This is a genomic window from Bacillus sp. FSL W8-0629, assembly GCF_038593225.1.
GTDB classification, from domain to species: Bacteria; Bacillota; Bacilli; order Bacillales; family Bacillaceae; genus Bacillus; species Bacillus altitudinis.
In genome coordinates this window covers 3,532,454-3,554,931 of sequence record NZ_CP151975.1, presented here as the reverse complement: position 1 = coordinate 3,554,931, position 22,478 = coordinate 3,532,454, and the positions used below count along the sequence as shown (strand labels likewise).

22 protein-coding genes and 1 riboswitch are annotated in these 22,478 nt (G+C 42.2%); of the genes, 18 read left to right on the top strand and 4 right to left on the bottom strand.

Features of this window, described 5'->3' with window-relative positions; translation table 11 throughout:
* Positions 1–12 precede the first annotated feature (12 nt).
* Positions 13–1,044, bottom strand: a complete 1,032-nt coding sequence (locus NSQ17_RS18440) for a pectate lyase (RefSeq protein ID WP_034647690.1) — start codon at positions 1,042–1,044, stop codon at positions 13–15.
* 488 nt (positions 1,045–1,532) lie between these two features.
* Between NSQ17_RS18440 and sigY the strand changes: the two genes are divergently transcribed.
* From sigY to NSQ17_RS18375, 13 genes are all read left to right on the top strand, one after another.
* Positions 1,533–2,063: an RNA polymerase sigma factor SigY gene (gene sigY, locus NSQ17_RS18435; protein ID WP_041507977.1), complete on the top strand. Its 531-nt coding sequence runs from the start codon at positions 1,533–1,535 to the stop codon at positions 2,061–2,063.
* On the top strand, positions 2,063–2,374 hold the full coding sequence (locus NSQ17_RS18430; protein WP_045033786.1) for a YxlC family protein: 312 nt from the start codon (positions 2,063–2,065) through the stop codon (positions 2,372–2,374). The genes sigY and NSQ17_RS18430 overlap by 1 nt, the downstream gene beginning before the upstream one ends.
* Positions 2,371–2,583 carry a hypothetical protein gene (locus tag NSQ17_RS18425; protein ID WP_008345569.1) on the top strand — a complete coding sequence of 71 codons (213 nt, stop codon included), beginning with the start codon at positions 2,371–2,373 and terminating at the stop codon, positions 2,581–2,583. Before NSQ17_RS18430 ends, NSQ17_RS18425 begins: the two co-directional genes overlap by 4 nt.
* Positions 2,584–2,891: 308 nt before the next feature.
* Complete coding sequence (gdhA, locus tag NSQ17_RS18420) at positions 2,892–4,262, top strand: NADP-specific glutamate dehydrogenase (protein WP_342467671.1); 1,371 nt, start codon at positions 2,892–2,894, stop codon at positions 4,260–4,262.
* An 83-nt stretch (positions 4,263–4,345) separates the two neighbouring features.
* Complete coding sequence (locus NSQ17_RS18415; protein ID WP_008345567.1) at positions 4,346–4,459, top strand: hypothetical protein; 114 nt, start codon at positions 4,346–4,348, stop codon at positions 4,457–4,459.
* A 112-nt stretch (positions 4,460–4,571) separates the two neighbouring features.
* Complete coding sequence (locus NSQ17_RS18410; protein ID WP_019743488.1) at positions 4,572–5,954, top strand: hypothetical protein; 1,383 nt, start codon at positions 4,572–4,574, stop codon at positions 5,952–5,954.
* Between the two features lie 69 nt (positions 5,955–6,023).
* Positions 6,024–6,638 (top strand): class F sortase, encoded by a 615-nt coding sequence (locus tag NSQ17_RS18405; RefSeq protein ID WP_274660478.1) that lies wholly within the window; start codon positions 6,024–6,026, stop codon positions 6,636–6,638.
* A 242-nt stretch (positions 6,639–6,880) separates the two neighbouring features.
* A complete protein-coding gene (locus NSQ17_RS18400) occupies positions 6,881–8,824 on the top strand; it encodes a BglG family transcription antiterminator (RefSeq protein WP_072367992.1) in 1,944 nt (647 codons plus the stop codon).
* A 121-nt stretch (positions 8,825–8,945) separates the two neighbouring features.
* Positions 8,946–9,251: a PTS sugar transporter subunit IIB gene (locus NSQ17_RS18395; RefSeq protein ID WP_007497889.1), complete on the top strand. Its 306-nt coding sequence runs from the start codon at positions 8,946–8,948 to the stop codon at positions 9,249–9,251.
* A gap of 14 nt (positions 9,252–9,265) precedes the next feature.
* Positions 9,266–10,615, top strand: a complete 1,350-nt coding sequence (gene celB, locus NSQ17_RS18390; RefSeq protein WP_007497888.1) for a PTS cellobiose transporter subunit IIC — start codon at positions 9,266–9,268, stop codon at positions 10,613–10,615.
* Between the two features lie 26 nt (positions 10,616–10,641).
* Entirely contained in the window at positions 10,642–10,968 is a 327-nt protein-coding gene (locus NSQ17_RS18385; RefSeq protein WP_008345561.1) for a PTS lactose/cellobiose transporter subunit IIA, read from the top strand.
* Positions 10,965–12,293, top strand: a complete 1,329-nt coding sequence (locus NSQ17_RS18380; RefSeq protein WP_007497885.1) for a 6-phospho-beta-glucosidase — start codon at positions 10,965–10,967, stop codon at positions 12,291–12,293. Before NSQ17_RS18385 ends, NSQ17_RS18380 begins: the two co-directional genes overlap by 4 nt.
* 117 nt (positions 12,294–12,410) lie before the next feature.
* Positions 12,411–12,809: a hypothetical protein gene (locus NSQ17_RS18375; RefSeq protein ID WP_342467670.1), complete on the top strand. Its 399-nt coding sequence runs from the start codon at positions 12,411–12,413 to the stop codon at positions 12,807–12,809.
* A 324-nt stretch (positions 12,810–13,133) separates the two neighbouring features.
* Here NSQ17_RS18375 and NSQ17_RS18370 read toward each other — a convergent pair whose 3' ends face one another.
* On the bottom strand, positions 13,134–14,225 hold the full coding sequence (locus tag NSQ17_RS18370; protein ID WP_008345553.1) for a branched-chain amino acid aminotransferase: 1,092 nt from the start codon (positions 14,223–14,225) through the stop codon (positions 13,134–13,136).
* A gap of 358 nt (positions 14,226–14,583) precedes the next feature.
* Between NSQ17_RS18370 and NSQ17_RS18365 the strand changes: the two genes are divergently transcribed.
* From NSQ17_RS18365 to NSQ17_RS18345, 5 genes are all read left to right on the top strand, one after another.
* Positions 14,584–16,011, top strand: a complete 1,428-nt coding sequence (locus NSQ17_RS18365; RefSeq protein ID WP_326241742.1) for a right-handed parallel beta-helix repeat-containing protein — start codon at positions 14,584–14,586, stop codon at positions 16,009–16,011.
* Between the two features lie 117 nt (positions 16,012–16,128).
* Positions 16,129–16,238: riboswitch (SAM riboswitch) on the top strand.
* A 173-nt stretch (positions 16,239–16,411) separates the two neighbouring features.
* Positions 16,412–17,530, top strand: coding sequence for a sugar ABC transporter substrate-binding protein (locus NSQ17_RS18360; protein ID WP_135009541.1), 1,119 nt, complete (start codon positions 16,412–16,414; stop codon positions 17,528–17,530).
* A 72-nt stretch (positions 17,531–17,602) separates the two neighbouring features.
* Positions 17,603–19,099, top strand: coding sequence for a sugar ABC transporter ATP-binding protein (locus NSQ17_RS18355; RefSeq protein WP_135009542.1), 1,497 nt, complete (start codon positions 17,603–17,605; stop codon positions 19,097–19,099).
* Positions 19,096–20,109: an ABC transporter permease gene (locus tag NSQ17_RS18350; RefSeq protein WP_017368303.1), complete on the top strand. Its 1,014-nt coding sequence runs from the start codon at positions 19,096–19,098 to the stop codon at positions 20,107–20,109. Before NSQ17_RS18355 ends, NSQ17_RS18350 begins: the two co-directional genes overlap by 4 nt.
* A gap of 94 nt (positions 20,110–20,203) precedes the next feature.
* Entirely contained in the window at positions 20,204–20,836 is a 633-nt protein-coding gene (locus NSQ17_RS18345) for a GTP pyrophosphokinase family protein (RefSeq protein WP_007497867.1), read from the top strand.
* A gap of 50 nt (positions 20,837–20,886) precedes the next feature.
* Here NSQ17_RS18345 and NSQ17_RS18340 read toward each other — a convergent pair whose 3' ends face one another.
* Together NSQ17_RS18340 and NSQ17_RS18335 are read right to left on the bottom strand one after the other, a co-directional pair.
* A complete protein-coding gene (locus NSQ17_RS18340) occupies positions 20,887–21,039 on the bottom strand; it encodes a hypothetical protein (RefSeq protein ID WP_155720705.1) in 153 nt (50 codons plus the stop codon).
* 16 nt (positions 21,040–21,055) lie between these two features.
* On the bottom strand, positions 21,056–22,141 hold the full coding sequence (locus NSQ17_RS18335) for a Rap family tetratricopeptide repeat protein (protein ID WP_342467669.1): 1,086 nt from the start codon (positions 22,139–22,141) through the stop codon (positions 21,056–21,058).
* Between the last annotated feature and the right edge of the window lie 337 nt (positions 22,142–22,478).

Here is a 22,478-nt window from a genome sequence, read left to right as displayed (position 1 = left end):
GTTTTTTTGAGTTTAAGGATTTACTTTTCCTACACCCGCATTTGATACAACTTCTGATTTCACATTGTTCACGTTAAGCAAAGAGTAGTTATAAGGAGGGTTGTACGTACCTGTTGAAGACGTTGGCAGGCTACCTGTGCTGTTAATATATGAGTTGTTGATGACATGCCATGTACCGACTTGACGGCTGTCCCAGCTGCCAATGGCATTGTTTGTATTTTCAAATACGTTGTGCTCAATTCTCATTTTTGCGCCCATACGAGAGTTAATCGCAGTTGTATGGATGCCTTTGTAGTAGTTGTTATACACATGACCTTCTCCGTAGCGCATAGACGGTACACGAGAGTTCAAGTTTTCAAAGCGGTTGTTGTGGAATGTGATTTTTCTGTTGTAGTTATCGTTATCGGAGCTGCCCATCAGCATTGTTTTCCAGCTGTCATGGACATAGTTCCATGAGAACGTAATGTAATCGGAGTCATTTTTCACATCGAATAACCCATCATAGTCATCTTTCCCAGAGTTCAAAGTGTTGTAAAGTTCATTATGGTCGACCCATACGTTTTTAGAGCCACCTTCGATTCCGATGGCATCTTTGTCACCGATTTTGCTGTGATGGATTTTGAGGTTGCGGATGATGACGTTATTGGCACGCCATACTTTAATACCAATCCCATTAAATTCGCCGTTTTTCCCTTTACCGACGATGGAGACATTGTTTGTATCTTTCACATCAATTTTATTGGCCGAAGTATTAGAAGGAGTAATCGTTCCGTCTACCACGATTTTCAATTTTTCATTTGTTCCTTTGCTTTTGAGGGCAGCTAATAGTTCATTTCCGGTTTTCACCGTCACCGTTTTACCGCCTTCACCGCCTGTTGTACCGCCATTTAATGTGGAGAATCCTTGCTGATTAAAATTGGCCATAATCGAAGGGCTTTCTGGATATTTCGTTGCTGCTTTTGCCTCCCCATTTGGCGCAAATAATGAAGTCACGAGACCAACCGCTAACACACCAGCTAACATTGGAACTTTTTTCTTCAACATGAACATCTCCATTCTATATTTTGTTTTAATGTAAACGTTTCCAAAATAAGCTGCGATTCAACCGCTCCTCCTTCCTTCGCCAGCATCGCCTCTTTCGGAATGTAGGAAGAGCATAGCACGCAAAAAGGTATCATCGGCTAAGAATTGGAACGAAGTATTCCACGATTTTCAAGGAAACTAAGGCAATGATTATTTCAATTTATCTACATGAGACAAGGATCATTGACGATAGGTATTGGGGTAACCTAGTGATTATGAAAAGGACGTTCTTCTTTTCAAGGAAAATCAAGATGATTACGAAAGCGTCATTTTGTTAGAGACAAAGACATGTCATAATCATTACATAAGAAAAAAATGGATATCAAATAGATCCATGCGCTAAATAGCAGGTAGAAAAGGCTCCAATTAAAAAAAGAAGGTCTATTTTAAACGATGCGATCACCGGTGTCGTCTAATCAATAAGAGATAGAAAGGAAGGAGGGACGTGTTTGGAGCAGACCGAGGAGACTTTATGGATCAAGCGGGCAAAACAGGGGGATGATGCCGCATTTACCGCCCTTTATCGGCATCATTATTCGTTTCTTTACCGTTATTTGATGAAATTGACCCTTCAACAAGAGCTGACAGAGGAGATCATGCAAGAAACGATGCTCAAAGCGTACATGAAACTTTCTTCTTTTAGAGGAGATTCATTATTTTCAACATGGCTCATGTCCATTGCATCTAGACAATTTTTAGATCATCAAAAGAAAAGAAAACGTGAACAAAAGAGAGAAGGAAAGGCGAATCAAGAAGCCATCCGCCGGTTCAAATGGGATGTTCAGCAAAAAGGCCATACTTGGCATGACATGTGGGATGCTCTAAATGAGTTAAAGGCTCAGGAGAGAGCACCGATCCTTCTCCATTACTATTATGGCTTTACTTACCCTGAAATCGCTTCGATGCTCGGGGTGAGAGAAGGTACGGTGAAATCGAGGGTTCATCATGGGATCAAGAAAATTCGAAAGGAGTGGGACTGATGAAAGAAGATCGTTTCGCCGATCGTTTAAAAGAGGGGCTGCAGGAGCTCGATGAACAAATCGAAGTAGAAAAGCCGAGTGAACAAGCTTTGATGTTGATGCTAAAGCAGGCAAAGGAAAAAGAGAAAAAACGTTTTAAACAAGAAGTGCTGGCGTACATCATCGTCAGTCTGACCATCATGACACTTTTTGCAGCTGCCATTACTCATTTGCCCATCATCTTCATTCTTCTCCAAGTGGTGAGCGTGCCACTCTGTGTGGTTGTCGGCATCAAGGAATACCAACATATTAAAGGAGGGTCCTCCTTATGAGTCAGACGGAAATGATCATCTTATTGTGCGCATTACCGTTACTGTTTGCACAAGGATTTCTCTTATTTATGGATGCTAAGAAAAGAGGGCGTTATAAATGGTTCTGGGGCATCATTGGATTAATCAACTTCCCATCTTCTTCTATTTTATATTGGCTGTGTGTTGTCTTACCTGATCGTAAAAGAGGAGAAAAGCTCAGGAAAGATTGAAAGACGTTGTAAAACTTTTGACCTTTTTTTTGAATGATCATCATCTAGAAACAATGAAAGTTTCATGAATGTGTCAAAGAAAGCGGGATGTTGAACGCCCAGTTCGTCATTTCTAGCACGATAGTCATTCTTTGAGCGGGTCATTTTCATGACGGAAGGTGATTCTGCTTGATCTATCTCATTTCGGCATCGTTTTCATCTGTTATCAATATTGATCAGTTTTTACAAATGGTGTTAAATTAATCTCAATATGCGTTAGAAAATCTAACAACCAAAGAGTGAGATATTGACAAGGAGGCAGATGAGACATGTTGACCTTAGATCGAGCAGCACAAACAGCACAAAGCTACATCCACCGTGTGCTAGAGGATGTAGAAAAACGGAATCCAGGCGAGGCGGAATTCCAGCAAGCCGTGAAAGAAATTCTGGAATCCCTCGTCTCGGTTTTTGCAAAACACCCAGAGTATGAAAAACAGGGGATCTTAGAACGCTTAATTGAGCCTGAGCGGCTTGTGATGTTTCGTGTACCGTGGGTAGACGATGAAGGCAAAGTACAGGTGAACAGAGGATTCAGGGTTCAATTTAATAGTGCCATCGGTCCTTATAAGGGGGGCATTCGTTTCCACCCATCGGTCAATGCCAGCATCATCAAGTTTTTAGGATTTGAACAAATCTTTAAAAACGCACTGACAGGTTTGCCGATCGGCGGAGGAAAAGGTGGATCAGATTTTGACCCTAAAGAGAAATCTGATGGAGAAATCATGCGTTTTGTTCAAAGCTTTATGAGTGAACTCAGTCGTTATATTGGACCTGATCAAGATGTACCGGCAGGAGATATTGGGGTAGGCGCACGCGAAATTGGCTATATGTTCGGCCAGTACAAAAAAATGCGTGGTGCGTATGAAGCAGGTGTCCTGACAGGAAAGAGCCCTAGCTTCGGAGGCAGTTTAGCAAGAAAAGAAGCGACCGGCTATGGACTGGTGTACTTTATGGAAGAAATGTTAAAAGCCCACGGAATGCAATTTGAAGGACGATCTGTTGTTGTGTCTGGGTCAGGAAATGTATCGATTTATGCGATGGAAAAAGTATTGGAATTAGGCGGAAAGGTTGTGGCTTGTAGTGATTCAAGCGGAGCCATTTACGACCCTCAAGGCATTTCACTTGAGACAGTGAAGCAGCTGAAGGAAGTCGATAACCAGCGAATTAGTGCCTACATAGACATTCACCCGCATGCTGAATTGATTGAAGATTGCGAACAAATTTGGTCTCTCCCTTGTGACATTGCGCTGCCATGTGCGACACAAAATGAAATTTCAGAGTCGCAAGCACAGCAGCTAGTGGCAAACGGTGTCATCGCTGTAGGAGAAGGGGCCAATATGCCGTCCACACTTGAGGCCGTCAAAGTATTTGAACAACATGATATTTTGTTTGCACCAGCAAAAGCAGCAAATGCTGGGGGAGTGGGTGTTTCGGCGTTAGAAATGGCGCAAAACAGTGCGAGAATGTCTTGGACTTTTGAAGAAGTAGATGGTCAGTTGAAACAAATGATGCAGTCGATTTATCGTCAGTGTACTGAGACAGCTGAAGAATACGGATACGCTGGAAACTTAATGGTAGGCGCAAATATTGCAGGATTTCGCAAAGTGGCAGATGCCATGATCGCGCAAGGCGTCATTTAATTCCTGCTCTCCCGCACCTGTTTATTTCATGACAAGATCGGGAATCGTCTTGTAAGAATGACAATAAGGAGGCGCGGGAGAAAATGAAAAAGTGGCTGAAACAAATTGTCAAATGGGCACCAGTGATTTATCCAGTGGTGAGGAAAATATACAAAGAACGAAAAGCATCCAAAAGTCGTAACGTATCAGCCGGGTAATCCGGCTTTTTTTTTATGAAATGAATGAAACAAAAAAATATGCTTTGTGAATGATCCATTTCACTTCTCTCTCCGTTAAGTACATAACAAACGGAAAGAGGAGGCAAAACAGATGAAAATGAAAAAAGCATTTTTAACGATCCCGCTTAGTGCAGCATTATTATTACCAACTGCTCAAATGGCAAGTGCACACGAAGGACATATGCATGGGGATGCAAAAAAGTCGTCATCATCACAAGAGGTGTCAAATAAAGCAACGGATCTTCGCGCAGCGCTTGATCAGCTCTTCTCAGAGCATGCTTATTTAGCAGTGATCACGATGCAAAAGGGAATTGACGGCAGTAAAGATTTTGATCAAGCAGCCGCAGCGTTAAATGAAAACACGAATGATCTATCAGATGCGATCGCCTCTGTGTATGGAAAAAAAGCAGGGAAACAATTCAAAGAGATTTGGTCAAGCCATATCGGCTACTTCGTTGATTATGTACAAGCGACAGCGAAAAAAGATGAAGCAGGTAAAAAGAAAGCGGTCAAAGAGCTTGATCAATACCGCATGAAACAAGCTGATATGCTTGATAAAGCAACAGGTGGAAGATTGAAAGCAAGTGAACTTGAAGAAGGGTTAAAGATGCACGTCAATGAACTGCTAAAAGCTTTTGACAGTTACACAGAAAAGGATTTTGATACAACCTATGAAACGGTCAGAAAATCCATTCATCATATGTTTGAAGTAGGTAAAGGTGTATCATGGGCGATTACAGATCAATTTCCTGGGAAATTTGATCAAAAATCAGTCGATACTCCAGCGGCAGATCTTCGTGAGGATTTAAACTACTTGTTCTCAGAGCATTTGGCACTCGCGGTAGTGGCTATGCAAAAAGGGAATGATGGCAGCAAGGACTTTGACCAAGCGGCAGCAGCCTTAAATGAAAATACAAATGATTTATCAGATGCGATCGCTTCTGTTTATGGAAAAGATGCAGGAAAACAATTTAAAACGATCTGGTCAAGTCATATCGGATATTTAGTTGATTATGTTAAAGCGGATGCATCAGGAGACGAGCAGGCAAAAGAAAAGGCTGTCAAAGATTTAGATGCTTACCGTATGAAACAAGCAAAATTTTTAGATCAAGCAACAGATGGACGATTGAAGGCGGCTGACTTAGAAGCTGGGTTGAAAACCCATATTGATGAGCTCATCAAAACGTACACGTCTTATCATCATGGTGAATATGATCAGCTGTACCCGACTGTCAGAGAAGCATACGGCCATATGTTCATGGTTGGTCAAGATGTCGCATCAGCTATTGTCGATCAGCATCCTGACATGTTCAAATCCAACATGCCAAATGAGATGCCGAAAACAGGTATGGGAGGCACAGCCGGTCCATTAGGTATGTCATATGAAGCATTTGCTGGGATGATGGCAAGTCTCATCTTAGCCGGAGGTGCAGTGGGGGCGTTCTTCCTCATTCGCCGTAAACCATCAAATTAAGCAGGCATCAAGACAAGAGGGAACGTGCACAATCGTGCCGTTCCTTTCTTCAAAAGGAGGTCGACTTGCGTGAAAAGATGGCTGTTTGGTATTCTGACGCTTTTCATCATCACGGGCTGCGCATCCCAATCAATAGATGAAAAGTCATCCTCTGAAACTGCATCATCTCCTGAGCCAATGACAGCAAAACAAGCCAAGAATCAATCTCATTCACACGACACGTTAAAAGATGAGCCATCGGGTATTGTGCCAGCTGACATCTCCATTCCAGCGATTGATGTCCAAGCAAAAGTGGAGAAAACGACTTTATCAAAGGATGGCAGTATGGGTGTTCCACAAAATACAGATCACACAGCTTGGTTTGAAGATGGTCCGAAGCCTGGTGATAAAGGGAATGCTGTCATAAATGGTCATGTTGATAATAAATGGGGTCCAGCTGTTTTTTATCGACTAAAGGAGCTAAAAAAGGGAGACAAAGTCATTGTGACATCCTCGTCAGGGGAAAAGCGAACCTTTGAGGTTCTCAAGGTGAAAAGCTATCCGCGCGAAGAGAAACCAAATGCTTTTTTCGGGTACGCCTTTACACGGAATCTCAATTTCATCACATGTACGGGAACTTTTGATCATGCAGCCGGTACACATGAAAAAAGATTGGTTGTCTTTACACAACTGATTTCCTCATAAGAAAAAGGCGGATACACGGAGGTGTAACGCCTTTTTTTCATGATTTCCACAACAGCATCTTAGAAGAAGATTCATAGGTCATTAGATATGGTTGGTTGTATAAATAGGGGCGTTTGTCATATAAATGAGTTGGCAATTTTTATTTCTTTTCAGTAGAATATGAGTAATGAAGAGAACTGTAAGCGTATACAACCTGTCCGAACAAGGCAGATTCTCCACCCTAAATGAAGGAGGCCGACCTAATGCTGAGTAAAAGACTGGCGCACATTTTAAGTCAGCTGATGGCAGCTGAGACTCCTCTCACGAGCGCTGCGCTTTCTGTCAGTTTACAAGTGACAAGCCGCACCATCCGAACAGACATCAAGGAACTGAATGAGCGTCTAGCCCCTTATCAAGCAGCTGTATCAGCTGTTAGAGGCGCTGGCTATGAGCTGTTGATCAACGATGAGAATGCCTTTCGCCGTTTTATGAAGGAAGAAGTCGAACAGGAAGAACCGCTTGCAATTCTTCCAGAAGAACGAGTTCGATTTATTTTGAAAAAGCTGCTTCTAGCGGAATCATATGTGAAGCTGGAAGACTTACAGGAGCAGCTGTTTATTAGTAAATCGACGATGAGTAATGACATGAAATGGGTCAAACGTAAGCTCGAACCCTTTGATCTGAAGCTGGAAGCAAAGCCGAATAAAGGCTGCCGGATCAAAGGATCTGAGATGAAAATCCGTTATTGCATGTCAGAATATTTATTCAATGAACGGCGTTCCTATCAAACCATGCTGAACACGGCGGTTACGATTTTGCCAAAACATGAGCTGGAATTGATTCAGAGAACCATGATTGATTATATCAACGAGGAAAAAATGAATCTATCAGACATTTGCATGAATAATTTAATTGTTCATATTGCTATTGCCTGTAAACGGATTAGACACGGAAACTATGTATCTGTGCTGCCTGAAGAAATCAACGAAATCCCAAGGGCAAAAGAATACAAGGTAGCCCAAAAAATGGTTGAGCGTCTTGAAGGGCTGCTAGATGTCTCATTTCCACAAGAGGAAATCGTTTATATCGCCATTCATTTGCTAGGAACAGCCAAAATGGTACAGTCTTTTTCAACGGGCGGTCAAAAACAAATTGTGGATGATGACACGAGCCGTCTTGTTCAGCTGATGCTGAAAGCCATTGATCAAAAATTGCAGCTGGATTTAGCGGGAGATGCGGAATTGCTGATTGGCCTCAGTTTGCACTTAAAGCCAGCGATCAATCGGTGTAAGTATGGAATGAATTTAAGAAATCCAATGCTTGATGAGATCAAAGCGGGCTATCCAATTGCCTTTGAAGCAGGGATTGTGGCGAGCAGGGTCATTGAAGAAGAGACAGGTTTGTCCATTCATGAAAATGAGATCGGCTATATGGCACTTCATTTTGGTGCGGCCTTAGAGCGCAGGAAAATGGAAATACCACCGAAGCGATGCCTGATTGTCTGTGCGTCTGGTGCTGGGAGTGCAAGGCTACTTCAAGATCGTTTGCGGTCACAATTTGGGTCGAAGCTGACCATTTTAGGCACAGCAGAGCTTTATTCGCTTCCGCATGTCTCTTTACATGCATTGGATTTAATTATTTCGACCATTCCCATTCATATGGATTTACCGATTCCGGTCATTCAAGTGAACACGATTTTAGGAGGCAGTGATTTTTTAAAAATAGAAGAAGCTTTGACAAGTGAAACAAGAGTGACATTAGCCACGCAATATATGAAAAAGGAATTGGTCTTTACAAAACGCGCCTTTCAAACAAAGGAAGAGGTCATACACTTTCTCACGCAAAAGGTCATTGACATGGGCTTAGCGCCAGCAGAACTTACACAATCTGTGATGGAAAGAGAAGAGTCTGCACCGACTTCATTTGGGCATTATACAGCGATTCCGCATCCGATGACCCCGCTAACAGAAGAGACGTTTTGGGCGATCTGTACATTAGAAAAACCGATTATTTGGGGAGAGAAAAAAGTTCAATTTGTGTGCTTGCTTTGTGTCGAAAAAGAGAATGCCAAAGACTTAAAAGGCATGTACCGTCTGCTTGGAGAGCTTGTCCATCATGTGAAATTTATTCAGCACCTCATCACCTGTGACACCTTTGAAGACATGCTGGATGTCATGGATAAAAAAGCGCCTTCGTACAAGAACTAATGGTGTGATATTAACTTTTTCCGCTTCCTAAAGGAAAAAGTATGGGTGTTTATGAAAGCGGTTTCATAATATGATGAATGTGTAAAGAAAAGCTTCATATTTCAAAAAGGGGGCGTTTACAATGAACATTTTATTAGTTTGTGCAGCAGGTATGTCAACAAGCTTACTTGTCACAAAAATGGAGAAAAGTGCACAAGAACAAGGAAAAGACTATCGTATTTGGGCAGTATCTGGAGATGCTGCAAAAAATCATATTGATCAAGCCGATGTGCTTTTATTAGGACCTCAAGTTCGTTATTTATTACCGCAAATGAAAAAACTCGGAGAAGACAAAGGAATTCCAGTAGACGTGATTAATACCGTGCATTATGGCGTATGTAATGGTGCTGAGGTTTTAAAATCTGCTGAACAGTTAGTGAACGGATAAAGGGGGCGGAAGGGATGAATGGATTCAACCGATTTCTAGAAGAGAAGGTTATGCCGTTTGCAGGGAAGATTGCCGCTCAAAGACATTTACAAGCATTGCGTGACGGAATTGTTTTAACCATGCCTCTCATTATCGTCGGTTCACTGTTTCTTATTTTAGCCAACCTTCCGATTCCAGGATACAGCGATTTTATGGCAAGTGTCTTCGGAGCCGAATGGGCCACGAAACTATCCTATCCTGTGAATGCCACCTTTGACATTATGGCACTTGTTGCGACCTTTGGGATCGCGTACAGGTTAGCTGAAAAGTATGCAGTCGATGCACTGTCATCTGGTGCAATTGCTGTCGCAGCGTTCCTCCTAGCCACACCTTATCAAGTACCGTTCACACCTGAAGGATCAACAGAAGCTATCCTAGTGAATGGTGGTATTCCCGTCACACTGATGGGCAGTAAAGGGCTATTCGTTGCCATGATTATTGCCATGCTTTCCACCGAAATTTACCGCTTTATTGTACAGCGGAATATCGTCATCAAAATGCCTGATGGTGTACCGCCAGCAGTTAGTAAATCGTTTATCGCACTTATTCCAGGTTTTGTGGTCATCACGCTGATCTGGGTCGCTAGGCTTCTGATTGAGATGACACCTTTTGAGAGTATTCATAATATCATTACGGTCTTAATCGGCACACCACTATCCATTCTTGGTGGAAGCTTAGGCGGAAGTATCGTTGCCATCGGTGTGCAAATGCTCCTCTGGGCATGTGGTATTCACGGAGCCACCATTGTCGGTGGAGTCATGGGTCCGATTTGGCTCGGTGCGATGGATGAAAACCGTCTTGCCTTCCAAGCAGGAGAAGTGCTGCCGAATATTTTCACAGCGCAGTTCTTTGAAATCTTTATCAATGTCGGCGGAAGCGGCGCGACGCTTGCTTTGGTACTGACCATGATCTTGCGTGCGAGAAGTAAACAAATGAAACAGCTTGGCCGTCTTGCGATTGGGCCAGCCATCTTTAACATCAACGAACCGATCATTTTTGGAATGCCGATTGTGATGAACCCAATGCTTCTCATTCCGTTTATCCTTACCCCAATTATGATGATCATCACCACATATATCGGAATGAGCACAGGACTTGTAGCAAAACCGGCAGGGATCGCTGTCCCGTGGACAATGCCGCCAATCATTTCAGGCTATCTCGCAACAGGCGGGAAAATCTCTGGTGCGGTCATGCAGCTGATTAACCTTGCCTTGTCATTTGCGCTATACTATCCATTCTTTAGAATGTGGGATAAGCAGAAATTGAAAGAAGAAAATGAGCTTGAAGCAAAAGCATCAACAGATGAAAATGTCGTCAGCATGTAATAGAGGGAACAAGGGGGATGCGGCCGATGGAAATGGAACAAATTGTGTTTCAACTCATCTTGCACGGTGGTAATGGCAGAAGCTCGGCCATGGAGGCCATTACATGTGCAAAGCAAGGCAATTTTGATGAGGCGAAGCAAAAATTGCAGGAAGCACAAGACGCGTTAAATGAGGCGCATCACGCACAGACAGAGCTGATCCAAGGAGAAATCAGAGGAGAGAAAACCGACGTCAGTCTCTTGATGATTCATGCACAGGATCATCTGATGAACGCAATGACCGTCAAGGAGCTTGCAGCTGAAATCATTGAGCTCCATGAAAAAATGAAGCAATTCGGAGGTGTCAATTCATGAAAGACGGAATCAAAATTGTCACAATAGGCGGTGGATCAAGCTATACGCCTGAGCTCGTCGAAGGGTTTATTAAACGATATCAAGAATTGCCTGTAAAGGAATTATGGCTTGTGGATATTGAAGCAGGTCAGGAAAAGTTGAACATCGTGGGTGCCCTTGCAAAACGTATGGTTGAAAAAGCAGGTTTGCCGATTGAAGTGCACCTCACCCTTGACCGCCGGGCAGCTCTGAAAGATGCGGACTTTGTCACGACACAATTTCGTGTAGGACTGCTCGAAGCCAGAGCCAAGGATGAAAGAATCCCGCTCAAATACGGCGTCATTGGACAGGAAACGAATGGTCCAGGCGGGTTATTTAAAGGTCTACGCACCATTCCAGTCATTCTAGACATCGTGAAGGATATGGAAGAGCTTTGTCCAGATGCCTGGCTGGTGAACTTTACAAATCCAGCAGGCATGGTCACAGAGGCGGTGTTACGCTACACGAATCTGAAAAAAGTGGTCGGTCTATGCAATGTGCCGATTGGAATCAAAATGGGCATTGCAAAAGCGCTGGATGTCGATGTCGAACGCATTGAAGTACAATTTGCAGGCCTCAATCACATGGTCTATGGTTTAGATGTGTATTTAGACGGGGTCAGCATTATGGATCAAGTGCTCGATGAGTTAGGAAATCCAAATAGCCAGTGGTCCATGAGGAATATTGAAGCGAAAAACTGGGAGCCTTCTTTCGTCAAAGGCTTAGGGGTCATTCCATGTCCGTATCATCGTTATTACTATAAAACGAAAGATATGCTGGAGGAAGAACAAAAAGCGGCTCAAGAAAAAGGAACAAGAGCAGAGGTTGTGCAGCAAGTCGAGCATGAACTATTTGAGTTATATAAAGACCCAGATTTATCGATTAAACCGCCGCAGCTCGAAAAAAGAGGCGGGGCTTATTACAGCGATGCAGCATGTAATTTGATCAGCTCCATCTATAATGATAAACATGACATTCAACCGGTAAATACAGTGAACAGAGGAGCGATTGCCAGCATTCCGGCCGAATCAGCGGTTGAAGTGAACTGTATTATTACAAAGGACGGACCGAAACCAATCGCGACAGGTGATCTGCCTGTGGCTGTGAGAGGACTCGTTCAACAAATCAAGTCCTTCGAGCGTGTGGCAGCTGAAGCAGCTGTGACAGGAGATTACGAGACGGCTCTTGTCGCCATGACCATCAATCCACTCGTTCCATCTGACGAAATTGCAAAGCAAATCTTAGATGAAATGCTTGAAGCGCACCGCGAATATTTACCGCAGTTCTTCAAATCAGTGAATGCGTAAAATAAAATGGCCCCTTTATGGGGTCGTTTTTTATGATTTTTTCATATGGAAACCGGAGAAAGCAGTGTATGATAGAAAAAACAACATGTACTGCTTCAAAGAAAGGACGGTTAGAATATGGTGGCAATTGGGTTAATGCTTTACGGCTTTATCGTTCAACCTCTACTGAGTTACGGCACAGTGGTTTTGTTTTTGTATGGAATCATCGCTTCATTTATTGGCCTGATTCGGCATAGACAGGATGTGTGGATGTATGTTCTCCGCCTGCTCGTTTGTTTTACCATTCCAGTAACCAATCTGTTAATGTATTTCGCCACCATCGATGGAGATGAAAGAGACTTTGATTTCCAGCCGATGCCGCCAGTTTATCATCTTGTTTTTATCCTAGAAATCATCATCGTCTTTTTACCAGAGATCTTTTTACTGATCGAGAGAAAGCGGAGTATCAAAGGGAAACAGTGGATATATGCAGGGGCCATTGTGGGGATATCGGTCTTGTTTTGGTGCACGATTTGATGAGAGGCTGACTGACATCTAAGTCTTTTTCGCCTTTTTGTTGCGTAACCTCTTTCGCCTCACTTTTACAAAAGTAATGGAAAGAACAAGGATAGAAATTCCGAGAAACTTAAATAGAAAACGGGTGAAGAACGGTGAATCATCGAAACCTGTAGCGATGATGATCGATCCGATGCAAATCCCAAAGAACGCTAGTAAATAAGTAAAAAACATATCATCACTCCTTAAGCGTGGAATAGATCCATATTTTCCATTATGAGGTAGCGAAGGAGATAAAGAAACAAAAAAAGAACCCTTCATCAAATGAAAGGTTCTTTCGTTTGCTTATGCCTGCTTGACGACCGAATCGACTTCTACTGTCCAGCCGAAGATATCTGGCTGAGTTCCTTTTTGGATTCCAGTAATCGCTTCGTACAATTTCTTCGATACTTCGCCTGTTTGACCATTTTGAATGACGTATGGCTGATCGTGATAAATTAATTCACCGACAGGAGAAATGACGGCTGCCGTTCCTGTCCCGAAGATTTCTTCAAGTTCACCTGACTGATGTGCTTCGATTAACTCATCAATTGAAATTTTACGTTCTGTCACAGGGATTTCCCAATGCTTTAACAGCTCAAGCACAGAATTCCGTGTGATCCCTTCTAAAATGCTGCCATTCAGTTCAGGCGTCACGATTTCTCCATTGATTTTAAAGAAGATATTCATACTGCCGACTTCTTCAATGTACTTTTTCTCGATGCCATCAAGCCACAGGACTTGTGAAAATCCTTTCGTTTCAGCAACTTGCTGTGCTTTCAGGCTTGATGCATAGTTTCCAGCTGTTTTGGCATTTCCTGTTCCGCCTTTAACAGCGCGGACAAATTCGTTTTCCACCGCAATTTTGACCGGATGGATGCCTTCTTTATAATAAGAACCTACTGGAGATAAAATGATGATCAGCTTATAGGTGCTTGACGGTGCAACACCTAAATAGGGCTCAGTAGAAATAATGAATGGACGAATATACAAAGAAGTGCCCTCTGCATCAGGTACCCAATCCTTATCAATGCGAATGAGTTCATTTAAGCCTTCTAAAACCGTTTCTGTATCAATTTGCGGGATACATAGGCGGTCGTTTGATCTGTTTAAGCGTTCCATATTTTTTTCGGGACGGAATAAAAGAATCTTTTGATCCTCAGACACATACGCCTTCAAGCCTTCAAAAACAGATTGGCCATAATGATAAACCATAGAAGCTGGATCCATTGGAATCGCCTGATAAGGGATAATTCTCGGATCATACCAGCCTTTATCAATTGAATAATCCATCACAAACATGTGGTCTGTGAAGATTTTTCCGAATTCAAGTTGATCAGATTGAGGTTTTGGTTTTTTTGTTGAACTAAGTTCAACGCGGATGGGTTGTTTTGGCATCGTAAATCTCCTTGCTGTTTGATTATTTGAAAATTCTAATAATATGAAATAATTATGATTCTATTCTATACCTTCACAAAATATTAGCAATAGGTTTTCTGGAATTCAGACAAGAAAAATCTGTTAAAGCGCTTTCCTCCTCTCTGTCGTGGTTTTACTGAAGTTTCTCCTTAGAAATAAAATCCAATTTCATTATTAACTGATTAATCTGACAATTTAAAAACAACTTGTTTTCCTGTAAGATATTCTTTCAACCATACACCTTTTGACTAGTACATTGCAAGGGGCATTGCCATATTTTAATCCTCTTTTTTTAACCGATAAAGGTAGAAGAGAGTGGAAGGGAGCAAACAACGAGATGAAACGAATGATATCAGGCGCCTTATTGATTTTATTGATGACCGCCATTAGTTTTGGCTGTCAAGCGATGACGGAGGAGGCTGGTGCGAAGCAAGGTACTGCCTATTACGTCGCAGCAAATGGGAACGACAAACATCCAGGGACAAAGCAAAAGCCTTTCCGTACGCTGAAAAAAGCGGCAAGTATCGCGAAAGCTGGGACAACAGTTTACATGAGAGGCGGTACATACAAAGAGAGATTGATTGTCCGCCATTCTGGAACAAAGAAAGCACCAGTTGTTTTTCAAGCGTATGGAAAAGAGAAGCCTGTCATTAGCGGAGCATCTCTTAAAGGAAATCAAGCAGACGGAGGTCTCGTGAAGCTTGATCAAAAAAGCTATATCACCCTGAAAGGTTTGACAGTCGGTCATATTAAAACGAATAAAGAAGATGTGACACCCATCGGTATATTCATCACAGGAAGCGGCAAAGGCGTCAAACTGCTTAACAACCGTGTGTACGACATTCAGACGACACATCAAAATGGGAATGCTCATGGCATTGCGGTCTATGGAACGAAAGCACCTGCAGCCATTGAAGACATCGAAATCAAAGGAAACACTGTGGAAAAGTTAAAGCTAGGTTTTAGTGAAGCCCTTGTGCTAAACGGAAACGTGAAAAAATTCCGCGTGACACATAATACAGTCCGGCATACGGACAATATCGGGATTGATTTAATTGGTTTTGAGAATGTCGCACCTTCTAAAAAGTATGATCAAGTGCGAAATGGTGTCGTATCTAGAAACAAAGTTTATGAGATTACGAGTGTTGGGAATCCAGCGTACGGCAAGGACATCTCCGCAGGAGGAATCTATGTGGATGGCGGAAAAGACATCGTGATTGATCATAACATCAGCCATCATAATGACCTTGGGATTGAGGTCACAAGTGAACATAAAGGGAAGATGGCCGAACGCATTCGCATTGAGCACAATCAAGTATATTTAAATCGTTATACAGGCATCTCCATTGGCGGCTATGACAAGAAGCGGGGCGGAACCACAAACACGACCATCTCCCATAACATTTTGTACAAAAATGACACAGCCGGCTTAGAAGGCGGTCAATTGCTCATGCAATATCAATCGGTGAACAATCGAATCACGAATAATATCATGACAGCCAGTGCTTCGCATTACTTAGTCGTGAATCTCTACGAAGTGAACAAGAAGAATACATTCCAAAAGAATGTCTACGATGACCGCAAAGGTGCAAAAGCCTCACAGTGGGTATGGCGCGGGAAATGGCTGGAAGGCTACAAAACGTATCGCTCGAAAAGCGGTCAAGATAAAGGATCAGCACACCTTAATCCCCAATTTGTGAATGAGAAAAAATATGATTTCCGTCTTAAGGCATCATCACCTGCTAAGAAAATCATCGGCAGTTAAACAAGGCATTCGGTGCAAATGATCATTTTAGAAATTTTCAAAAAAGTCATTGACATTGATGAGACATCACATTAAAGTAAAGAAGACATTTCAACTAAAACAAATTTCATAACGGATCTCTTATCAAGAGAGGCAGAGGGACTGGCCCTATGACGCCCAGCAACCGTTTCTATTTAAGAAATTGGTGCTAATTCCTGCAAAGCTGTTACAGCTTTGACAGATAAGAGAGGAAGACTTCCCGATACATGTTTCATGCAACGGTGATCAAGCCTCTCTTTATCAAGAGAGGCTTTTTTTGATCTCTTTTTTGAGAATCAAACGACGGGGTTCTCAGGCATATTCTCACTTTTTTACCCAGTTTTCCGATGTGAAAAATTAAACAACTTGAGGAGGAACAGCAATGAAACGTAAATATTGGACATCATCTCTTGTATTATTGACGGTCCTGACCGTGCTATTATCTGGTTGCGGTACGGGATCAAGCGCGGGCTCAAAGGCTAATGCAAACGAAAAGGTCTCCTTTGACAATGTCCCGAAGCGATTTGCAAAAGGACAGGGAGCAAAAATTAAAGTCATCCGTAAAATTGGCGGGGACGATCATACTGCTCAGTTTTTAGCAGGAACGAAGGCAGAAGGTGAAGCGCTAGGCTTTACAGTAGATGTCTACACGGCAAATGGTGATACGGCGAAGTTTCATGATGCTATTTCTCAAGCACTAGAAGAAAACTATGATGGCTTTATCATCTCTCATGGGGATGATGAGGCGACAGTCGCTGATGTGAAGAAGATCACAGCGAAAGGCATTCCAGTTGTGGCGTTTGATTCAAATCCGAAGCTGAAGGACATCAAAGGGGTCACAGTGACGTCTCAAGATGACGAGCAATTAGCGAAAAAATCATTAGATGCACTCGTGGCTGATTTTAAAGGGAAAGCAAATATTGCGTATCTTTGGGTAGACGGATTCCCTCCAATGGTGAGACGAAACAAGGTGTACCAAGAAACGCTCAAACAGCATACAGGAATCAAGGAACTTGACCGATTTGGCGTTGCGGCCTCTGATACATCAGTTCAAACACAAAATGCGGTTGCGGCTATGCTAAATAAATATCCAAAGGGTAAACTGGATGCGATTTTTGCCACGTGGGATGCATTTGCGATTGGTGCCGCAAGAGCTTTAAAAGAAGCAGGAAGAACCGAAGTGAAAATATACGGTATTGATGTGTCTAATGCCGATCTGCAAGAAATGACTGCGAAAGACAGTCCTTGGAAGTACACTGCCGCTGTTGATCCGAAGCTCATTGGCGCAATCGACGTAAGGATTCTTGCGAAGAAACTAGCTGGCGAGAAAACGCCATCTTCCTATGACCTTGAGGCCTCTCTCATTTCACAAAAGCAGCTTCAGGATGCAGGAAGGGCCATCAATATGGTCAATCTTGCAGATGAAGTAAAAGGATTCGGATCATCCACAGCTTTTGAAGAAGACTGGATGAAGACCTTGAAGAAGCATTATGCAAAATAAACAACGTGCACTCTCTTTTCATAGAGGGTGTTTCGTTTTTCAATTGACGATCAGGAGAGAAGGAGGACACCTATGACAACGCCGCTTGTTCATATGAAAAACATTTCGATTGAATTCCCAGGAGTCAAAGCGTTAGATCAAGCAAATTTCACATTAAGAAAAGGCACAGTCCATGCCCTGATTGGGGCGAACGGTGCTGGGAAGTCAACGTTAATGAAAGTTCTCTCTGGTGCTCATTCACATTTTGAAGGAACCATCCACATCAATGGCGAGGCGGCGACCATTCATACACCGAAGGATGCGGCCTCATACGGTGTGCAGACCGTCCATCAAGAAGTGGATACAGCTCTAGTGCCTTATTTAAGTGTTGGCGAAAATATGATGATCCATGAAATGGAGAAAAAACCATTCGTCCGTTGGAAAGAGATTCACCGCAAGGCAGCACAGCTGTTACAAGAGATGGACATTGACATCTCAACGAAGCGTCTTGTGAGTGATTTGACACTGGCAGAAAAACAAATGGTGCTCATTGCCAAGGCTGTGTCGATCAAATGCAGCATTTTAATTTTAGATGAACCAACCGCTCCACTTAGTCATGCAGAAACAAGCAAGTTATTCTCAATGATTCATCAATTGAAAAAGAACGGCACAGGCATCATTTTTATCTCGCATCGCATGCCGGAGATTTTCAACATCTGTGATGAACTGACTGTGATGAAGAATGGAACTGATGTGGCGGCGCACCTCATTAAAGAAACCGATCCAAAGCAGGTCATTGAAGAAATGCTTGGCGCGCCATTAGAGGATCAATTCCCATTCCGTACACCGCTAGAGGATGCACCGATTGTGCTTGATGTGAAAGAGTTGCATGACCAGCATAAATTAAACAACATTCATCTTCATGTGAAAAAAGGAGAAATTCTCGGGATTGCAGGACTAGTCGGTGCTGGTAAAACAGAATTGTGCAAAGCCCTATTCGGCGCCTCAGAAAAAAAGTCAGGCACTGTGCAGCTGCATGGTCAAACCATTCATATCAAGTCGCCTCATCACGCTGTGAGAGCGGGTATTGCCCTTGTGCCTGAGGAACGGAGAAAAGAAGGGATTCTAACAGAAGAAACTGTTGGATGGAACGTAACAGCTGCAAGTCTACGTTCGTTTACACGGCCGTTCAGCTTCTTACATCGTTCTAAGGAACGGAAGGCAGCAGATGGAATCGTCAAGCGGCTTGGCGTCAAGACACCTTCTCTTGAAGCGAAGGTGAAGCATCTCTCTGGTGGAAATCAGCAAAAGATTGCGATTGGAAAATGGCTGTTGGCTGAGGCGGATGTCTATCTCTTTGATGAACCAACCAAAGGTGTAGACGTTGGAGCAAAAAAGGACATTTTCTCCCTTATTGCAGAACTAGCTGCAAGAGGAAAAGCGGTTATTTATGCTTCAAGTGAGCTTTCAGAAATTGCAGGAATTGCCGACCGAGTATACGTCTTATATGATGGCAGCATTGCCCGGGAAATGACGGCACCAATGACTGAAGAAGAGCTTTTATATCATTCAACAGGAGGACAATCATGAGTGAACGACAAGTTTCAGCCCCAGTTCAACAAATCAAGAAACAGCGGCCATCCTTTCATCTGTTTGATTTCTTTTATCAATATGGCACCATCTTAACGATTGTCGTATTGATTGTTGTCTTTGCGGCAGCCAATCCGGCATTTTTACAGTCAGGAAATATCATCAATATTTTACGATCGATCTCGATTGTAACCATCATTGCGGTAGGGCTGACGATCTCCCTAGCAGTGAACGGCTTTGATTTATCTGTAGGCTCAGTTGCTACGTTATCAAATGCAATTGTGATCTCCATGTTTGTATGGTTCTCGCAAAACCCACTCATTGCGATCCTTTCTGCGCTGGCGGCTTCTCTTATTGTCGGTTTGCTGAATGCTTGGATGATTGTCAAAATGAAGATTCCAGATATGCTCATGACACTAGCCATGATGTTTATCATTCAAGGGCTCGCACAAACCTATACGAAAGGTGCGACCATTTCTGAAAATATGGTGCTGCCTGATGGCACTTTTTCAACTGGCACCATCCCTGCCTTTTTCAGCAAGATTGGGCAGGTCCCCTATATCATTTTGATTATGGCGGCCATTGTGCTTTTTGCCCATGTTTTTATGACTTACACAAAGCATGGGCGATTGATGTATATCATTGGTGGAAATAAAGAAGCCGCTCGATTATCTGGTATTCATGTGAACAAATACAAAATCGCAGCATATTTGTTGTCTGCTTTATTTGCGGCGATCGGTGGTATCGTGCTGGCATCAAGGGTGATGACAGCAGAAATTAACGCAGGAACGCCATATTTAATGGATGGGGTAGCTGCTGCTTTTATCGGTTTTTCAGTCATGGGAGCAGGTAAACCAAACGCATTCGGTACGTTTATTGGTGCGGTACTCATCGGTATTTTGCAAAATGGACTTGTGATGATGTCTGTCCCGTATTATGCAATGGATATCGTGAAAGGATCTGTGCTTGCACTGGCACTCGCGCTGACTTATTACAAACAGCGTGGCTAAGATGTACTTTTTTAAAACCATTTGTGTCCTCTCTTCGTCTAGTAAACGGAAAGCAGCGTAACAGCTGTTTGCCAAAAGGAGATGACAAAAAGAAATGAATATGTCAGCAACTCATGTAGAAGATTTGAAAAGTGTCATGGAAGACTGGAAAAATGAATTATTAGTATATAAATTTGCATTAGATGAAATGGATACAAAGTTTTCGATTATTAGTCAGGAATATAATTTAATCCATGGACACAACCCAATAGAGCATACAAAATCACGGATCAAATCCTTTGAAAGCATCGTGAATAAACTAGCGAGAAAAGGATGTGACATCACCACACAATGTGCCAAGGAGTACATACATGATATTGCTGGTGTCCGCATCATCTGTTCGTTTATTCAAGATATCTATAACATTATTGATGTTCTGAGGCAAAGAGAGGATTTAAAGATCCTTGAAGTGAAGGATTACATTCAGCATCCGAAACCAAATGGCTATCGAAGTCTTCATTTAATTGTTGAGATTCCTGTTTACTTAACGAATCGTGTGGAGCATGTGAAGGTTGAAATTCAGGTGCGGACCATTGCGATGGATTTCTGGGCGAGTCTCGAACATAAAATCTATTATAAACTGCAAAACGATGTTCCTCATCAGCTCACCGATGAACTAAAGGAAGCGGCAGATATCGCTCACTACTTAGATGAAAAAATGCAAAATATCAAACGAGAAATTGATTAACCAATAAAAAGAGTAGCTGTTTTGAATGACAGCTACTCTTTTCAGTCTTATTAAGGGTTGGTGCCTCGATCTCTCTTTTGAATGATCGTACCGTCATCTTGCGATTGTGCAGACGGGCTGCCTTTTTGTGTAGAAGTGCCAATCCAAACACCTGTGAACAAGAGCGCAAAAATCGCACTTGAGATCAGCCATTTTTTCATCATACATCACTCCATCTTCTTAACAAGTTTTGAATGACAATGCCTTGTTCTGAAAATACATCGCTTCTTTCGGAAGACCATTTTCAGTTAAGTAGGCGGCTACATCCTGACAGATAGCCTCAAGATCAACAAGGAAATTCATAGATTCTAATTGGTCACAATAAGAAATGATCTGCTCAATCATGTTGTCTGGCTGGAGCATCAATGTTTCTAAAATGGATAATTTAAGTGAAATGTTCCGTTGTTTTAAATTTTCTGCTTTTTGAAGTGAAAGCTGTACATAATAGTGGAACAAACCAGGCTTTTTCAGCTTAAACAGCGCTTTCGTGTAGGCATACAAGGCCAGTAAATAGCCGCCTGGAGAAGAAGTTTCGAATGCCTCAATCAATAAAGCCTTTTCTAGGAGCGGTACAGCTTCACTGTATTCATTTCTTAGACTTTTAATAAAGGCTGCATTGCAATACGCGTGACCAAGTAAATCTGGGTCCTCCACCTGTTCTAGTGAGTGAATCACCTGTCCAAACAAAGCTTCTGCCTCTTCATATTTCGATTGATCCGCATAATTCAGAGCAAGCATCATTTGACAGCTGATTGATTTTTTCACATAACATGGATCTGCGTCGTAAATAGACGAAGCCTTTTTTAAGTGGTGGATGGAGAGAAGTGTGGATCTTATATTATAGTATAGACATCCTGTTTTATAATGGAATTCTGCCTTTTCAATGTCATCATGTACGAGATCTAATTTATCCTCGGCCAATTTCAAATGGTGAAATGCTGTATCTTGATTCCCTCTGCGCATTTCATACATGCCTTTAAAGAAATAGAAATAGTAGCTGAGCATATCATCTGTACGAATCGCATTTTCATCCACAAAAAGACTGTGATCTAACGAAGCTGTATCTTCGACTAAATCTTTGAAACGGTATTCTAAAAGTTGATAGTAGAGTAAGACGTCTTGATTCTCTTCCATTCGATCAAATGCTTGAAGAATCTCTTCTTTTAGCTGTATTGCTTCTTGTATGTCTCTTTTTTTCATCAAGACATACCAGTCATTTAGCATATTTGCTACATCAACGGATGACAAAACACCTGTTTCTGCCAATTGGTATCCTCCTTTCTTCACCTATTCATTTCTGCTGATTCTTATTTGTCTGAATCATCTTTCCATATTAAGTATCTTCTTATATTTTAAGCGGTCTATCTCAATTTGTAAAACATGTTTTTTGATGTAAATTCAACCAGTAGTGAAAAAATTAGGGAGTAACGATTGAATTGTATACGCTTACATTTTTTTAGGTAAAAAGAGGATATTGAAAAAATATATCAGGATATCAATAGAGGAAGAGAGACAGTGAAAGAGGGTTTTTTCATAGGTGAGAAAGAAGTGTTATTTATAAAGGAGTGTTCGCGGTTTTTTGTGAGATTATATCACATGAATA

Bases quoted from the DNA above. Each gene is read 5' to 3' on its own strand.
- NSQ17_RS18345 (WP_007497867.1), top strand. From the start codon at position 20,204: ATGAATATGTCAGCAACTCATGTAGAAGATTTGAAAAGTGTCATGGAA.
- NSQ17_RS18385 (WP_008345561.1), top strand. From the start codon at position 10,642: ATGGAAATGGAACAAATTGTGTTTCAACTCATCTTGCACGGTGGTAAT.
- NSQ17_RS18380 (WP_007497885.1), top strand. From the start codon at position 10,965: ATGAAAGACGGAATCAAAATTGTCACAATAGGCGGTGGATCAAGCTAT.
- NSQ17_RS18340 (WP_155720705.1), bottom strand. From the start codon at position 21,039: ATGATGAAAAAATGGCTGATCTCAAGTGCGATTTTTGCGCTCTTGTTC.
- NSQ17_RS18440 (WP_034647690.1), bottom strand. From the start codon at position 1,044: ATGTTGAAGAAAAAAGTTCCAATGTTAGCTGGTGTGTTAGCGGTTGGT.
- NSQ17_RS18350 (WP_017368303.1), top strand. From the start codon at position 19,096: ATGAGTGAACGACAAGTTTCAGCCCCAGTTCAACAAATCAAGAAACAG.
- NSQ17_RS18425 (WP_008345569.1), top strand. From the start codon at position 2,371: ATGAGTCAGACGGAAATGATCATCTTATTGTGCGCATTACCGTTACTG.
- NSQ17_RS18365 (WP_326241742.1), top strand. From the start codon at position 14,584: ATGAAACGAATGATATCAGGCGCCTTATTGATTTTATTGATGACCGCC.
- NSQ17_RS18355 (WP_135009542.1), top strand. From the start codon at position 17,603: ATGACAACGCCGCTTGTTCATATGAAAAACATTTCGATTGAATTCCCA.
- NSQ17_RS18360 (WP_135009541.1), top strand. From the start codon at position 16,412: ATGAAACGTAAATATTGGACATCATCTCTTGTATTATTGACGGTCCTG.
- NSQ17_RS18395 (WP_007497889.1), top strand. From the start codon at position 8,946: ATGAACATTTTATTAGTTTGTGCAGCAGGTATGTCAACAAGCTTACTT.
- NSQ17_RS18375 (WP_342467670.1), top strand. From the start codon at position 12,411: ATGGTGGCAATTGGGTTAATGCTTTACGGCTTTATCGTTCAACCTCTA.
- NSQ17_RS18370 (WP_008345553.1), bottom strand. From the start codon at position 14,225: ATGCCAAAACAACCCATCCGCGTTGAACTTAGTTCAACAAAAAAACCA.
- gdhA (WP_342467671.1), top strand. From the start codon at position 2,892: ATGTTGACCTTAGATCGAGCAGCACAAACAGCACAAAGCTACATCCAC.
- NSQ17_RS18430 (WP_045033786.1), top strand. From the start codon at position 2,063: ATGAAAGAAGATCGTTTCGCCGATCGTTTAAAAGAGGGGCTGCAGGAG.
- NSQ17_RS18415 (WP_008345567.1), top strand. From the start codon at position 4,346: ATGAAAAAGTGGCTGAAACAAATTGTCAAATGGGCACCAGTGATTTAT.
- NSQ17_RS18410 (WP_019743488.1), top strand. From the start codon at position 4,572: ATGAAAATGAAAAAAGCATTTTTAACGATCCCGCTTAGTGCAGCATTA.
- celB (WP_007497888.1), top strand. From the start codon at position 9,266: ATGAATGGATTCAACCGATTTCTAGAAGAGAAGGTTATGCCGTTTGCA.
- NSQ17_RS18400 (WP_072367992.1), top strand. From the start codon at position 6,881: ATGCTGAGTAAAAGACTGGCGCACATTTTAAGTCAGCTGATGGCAGCT.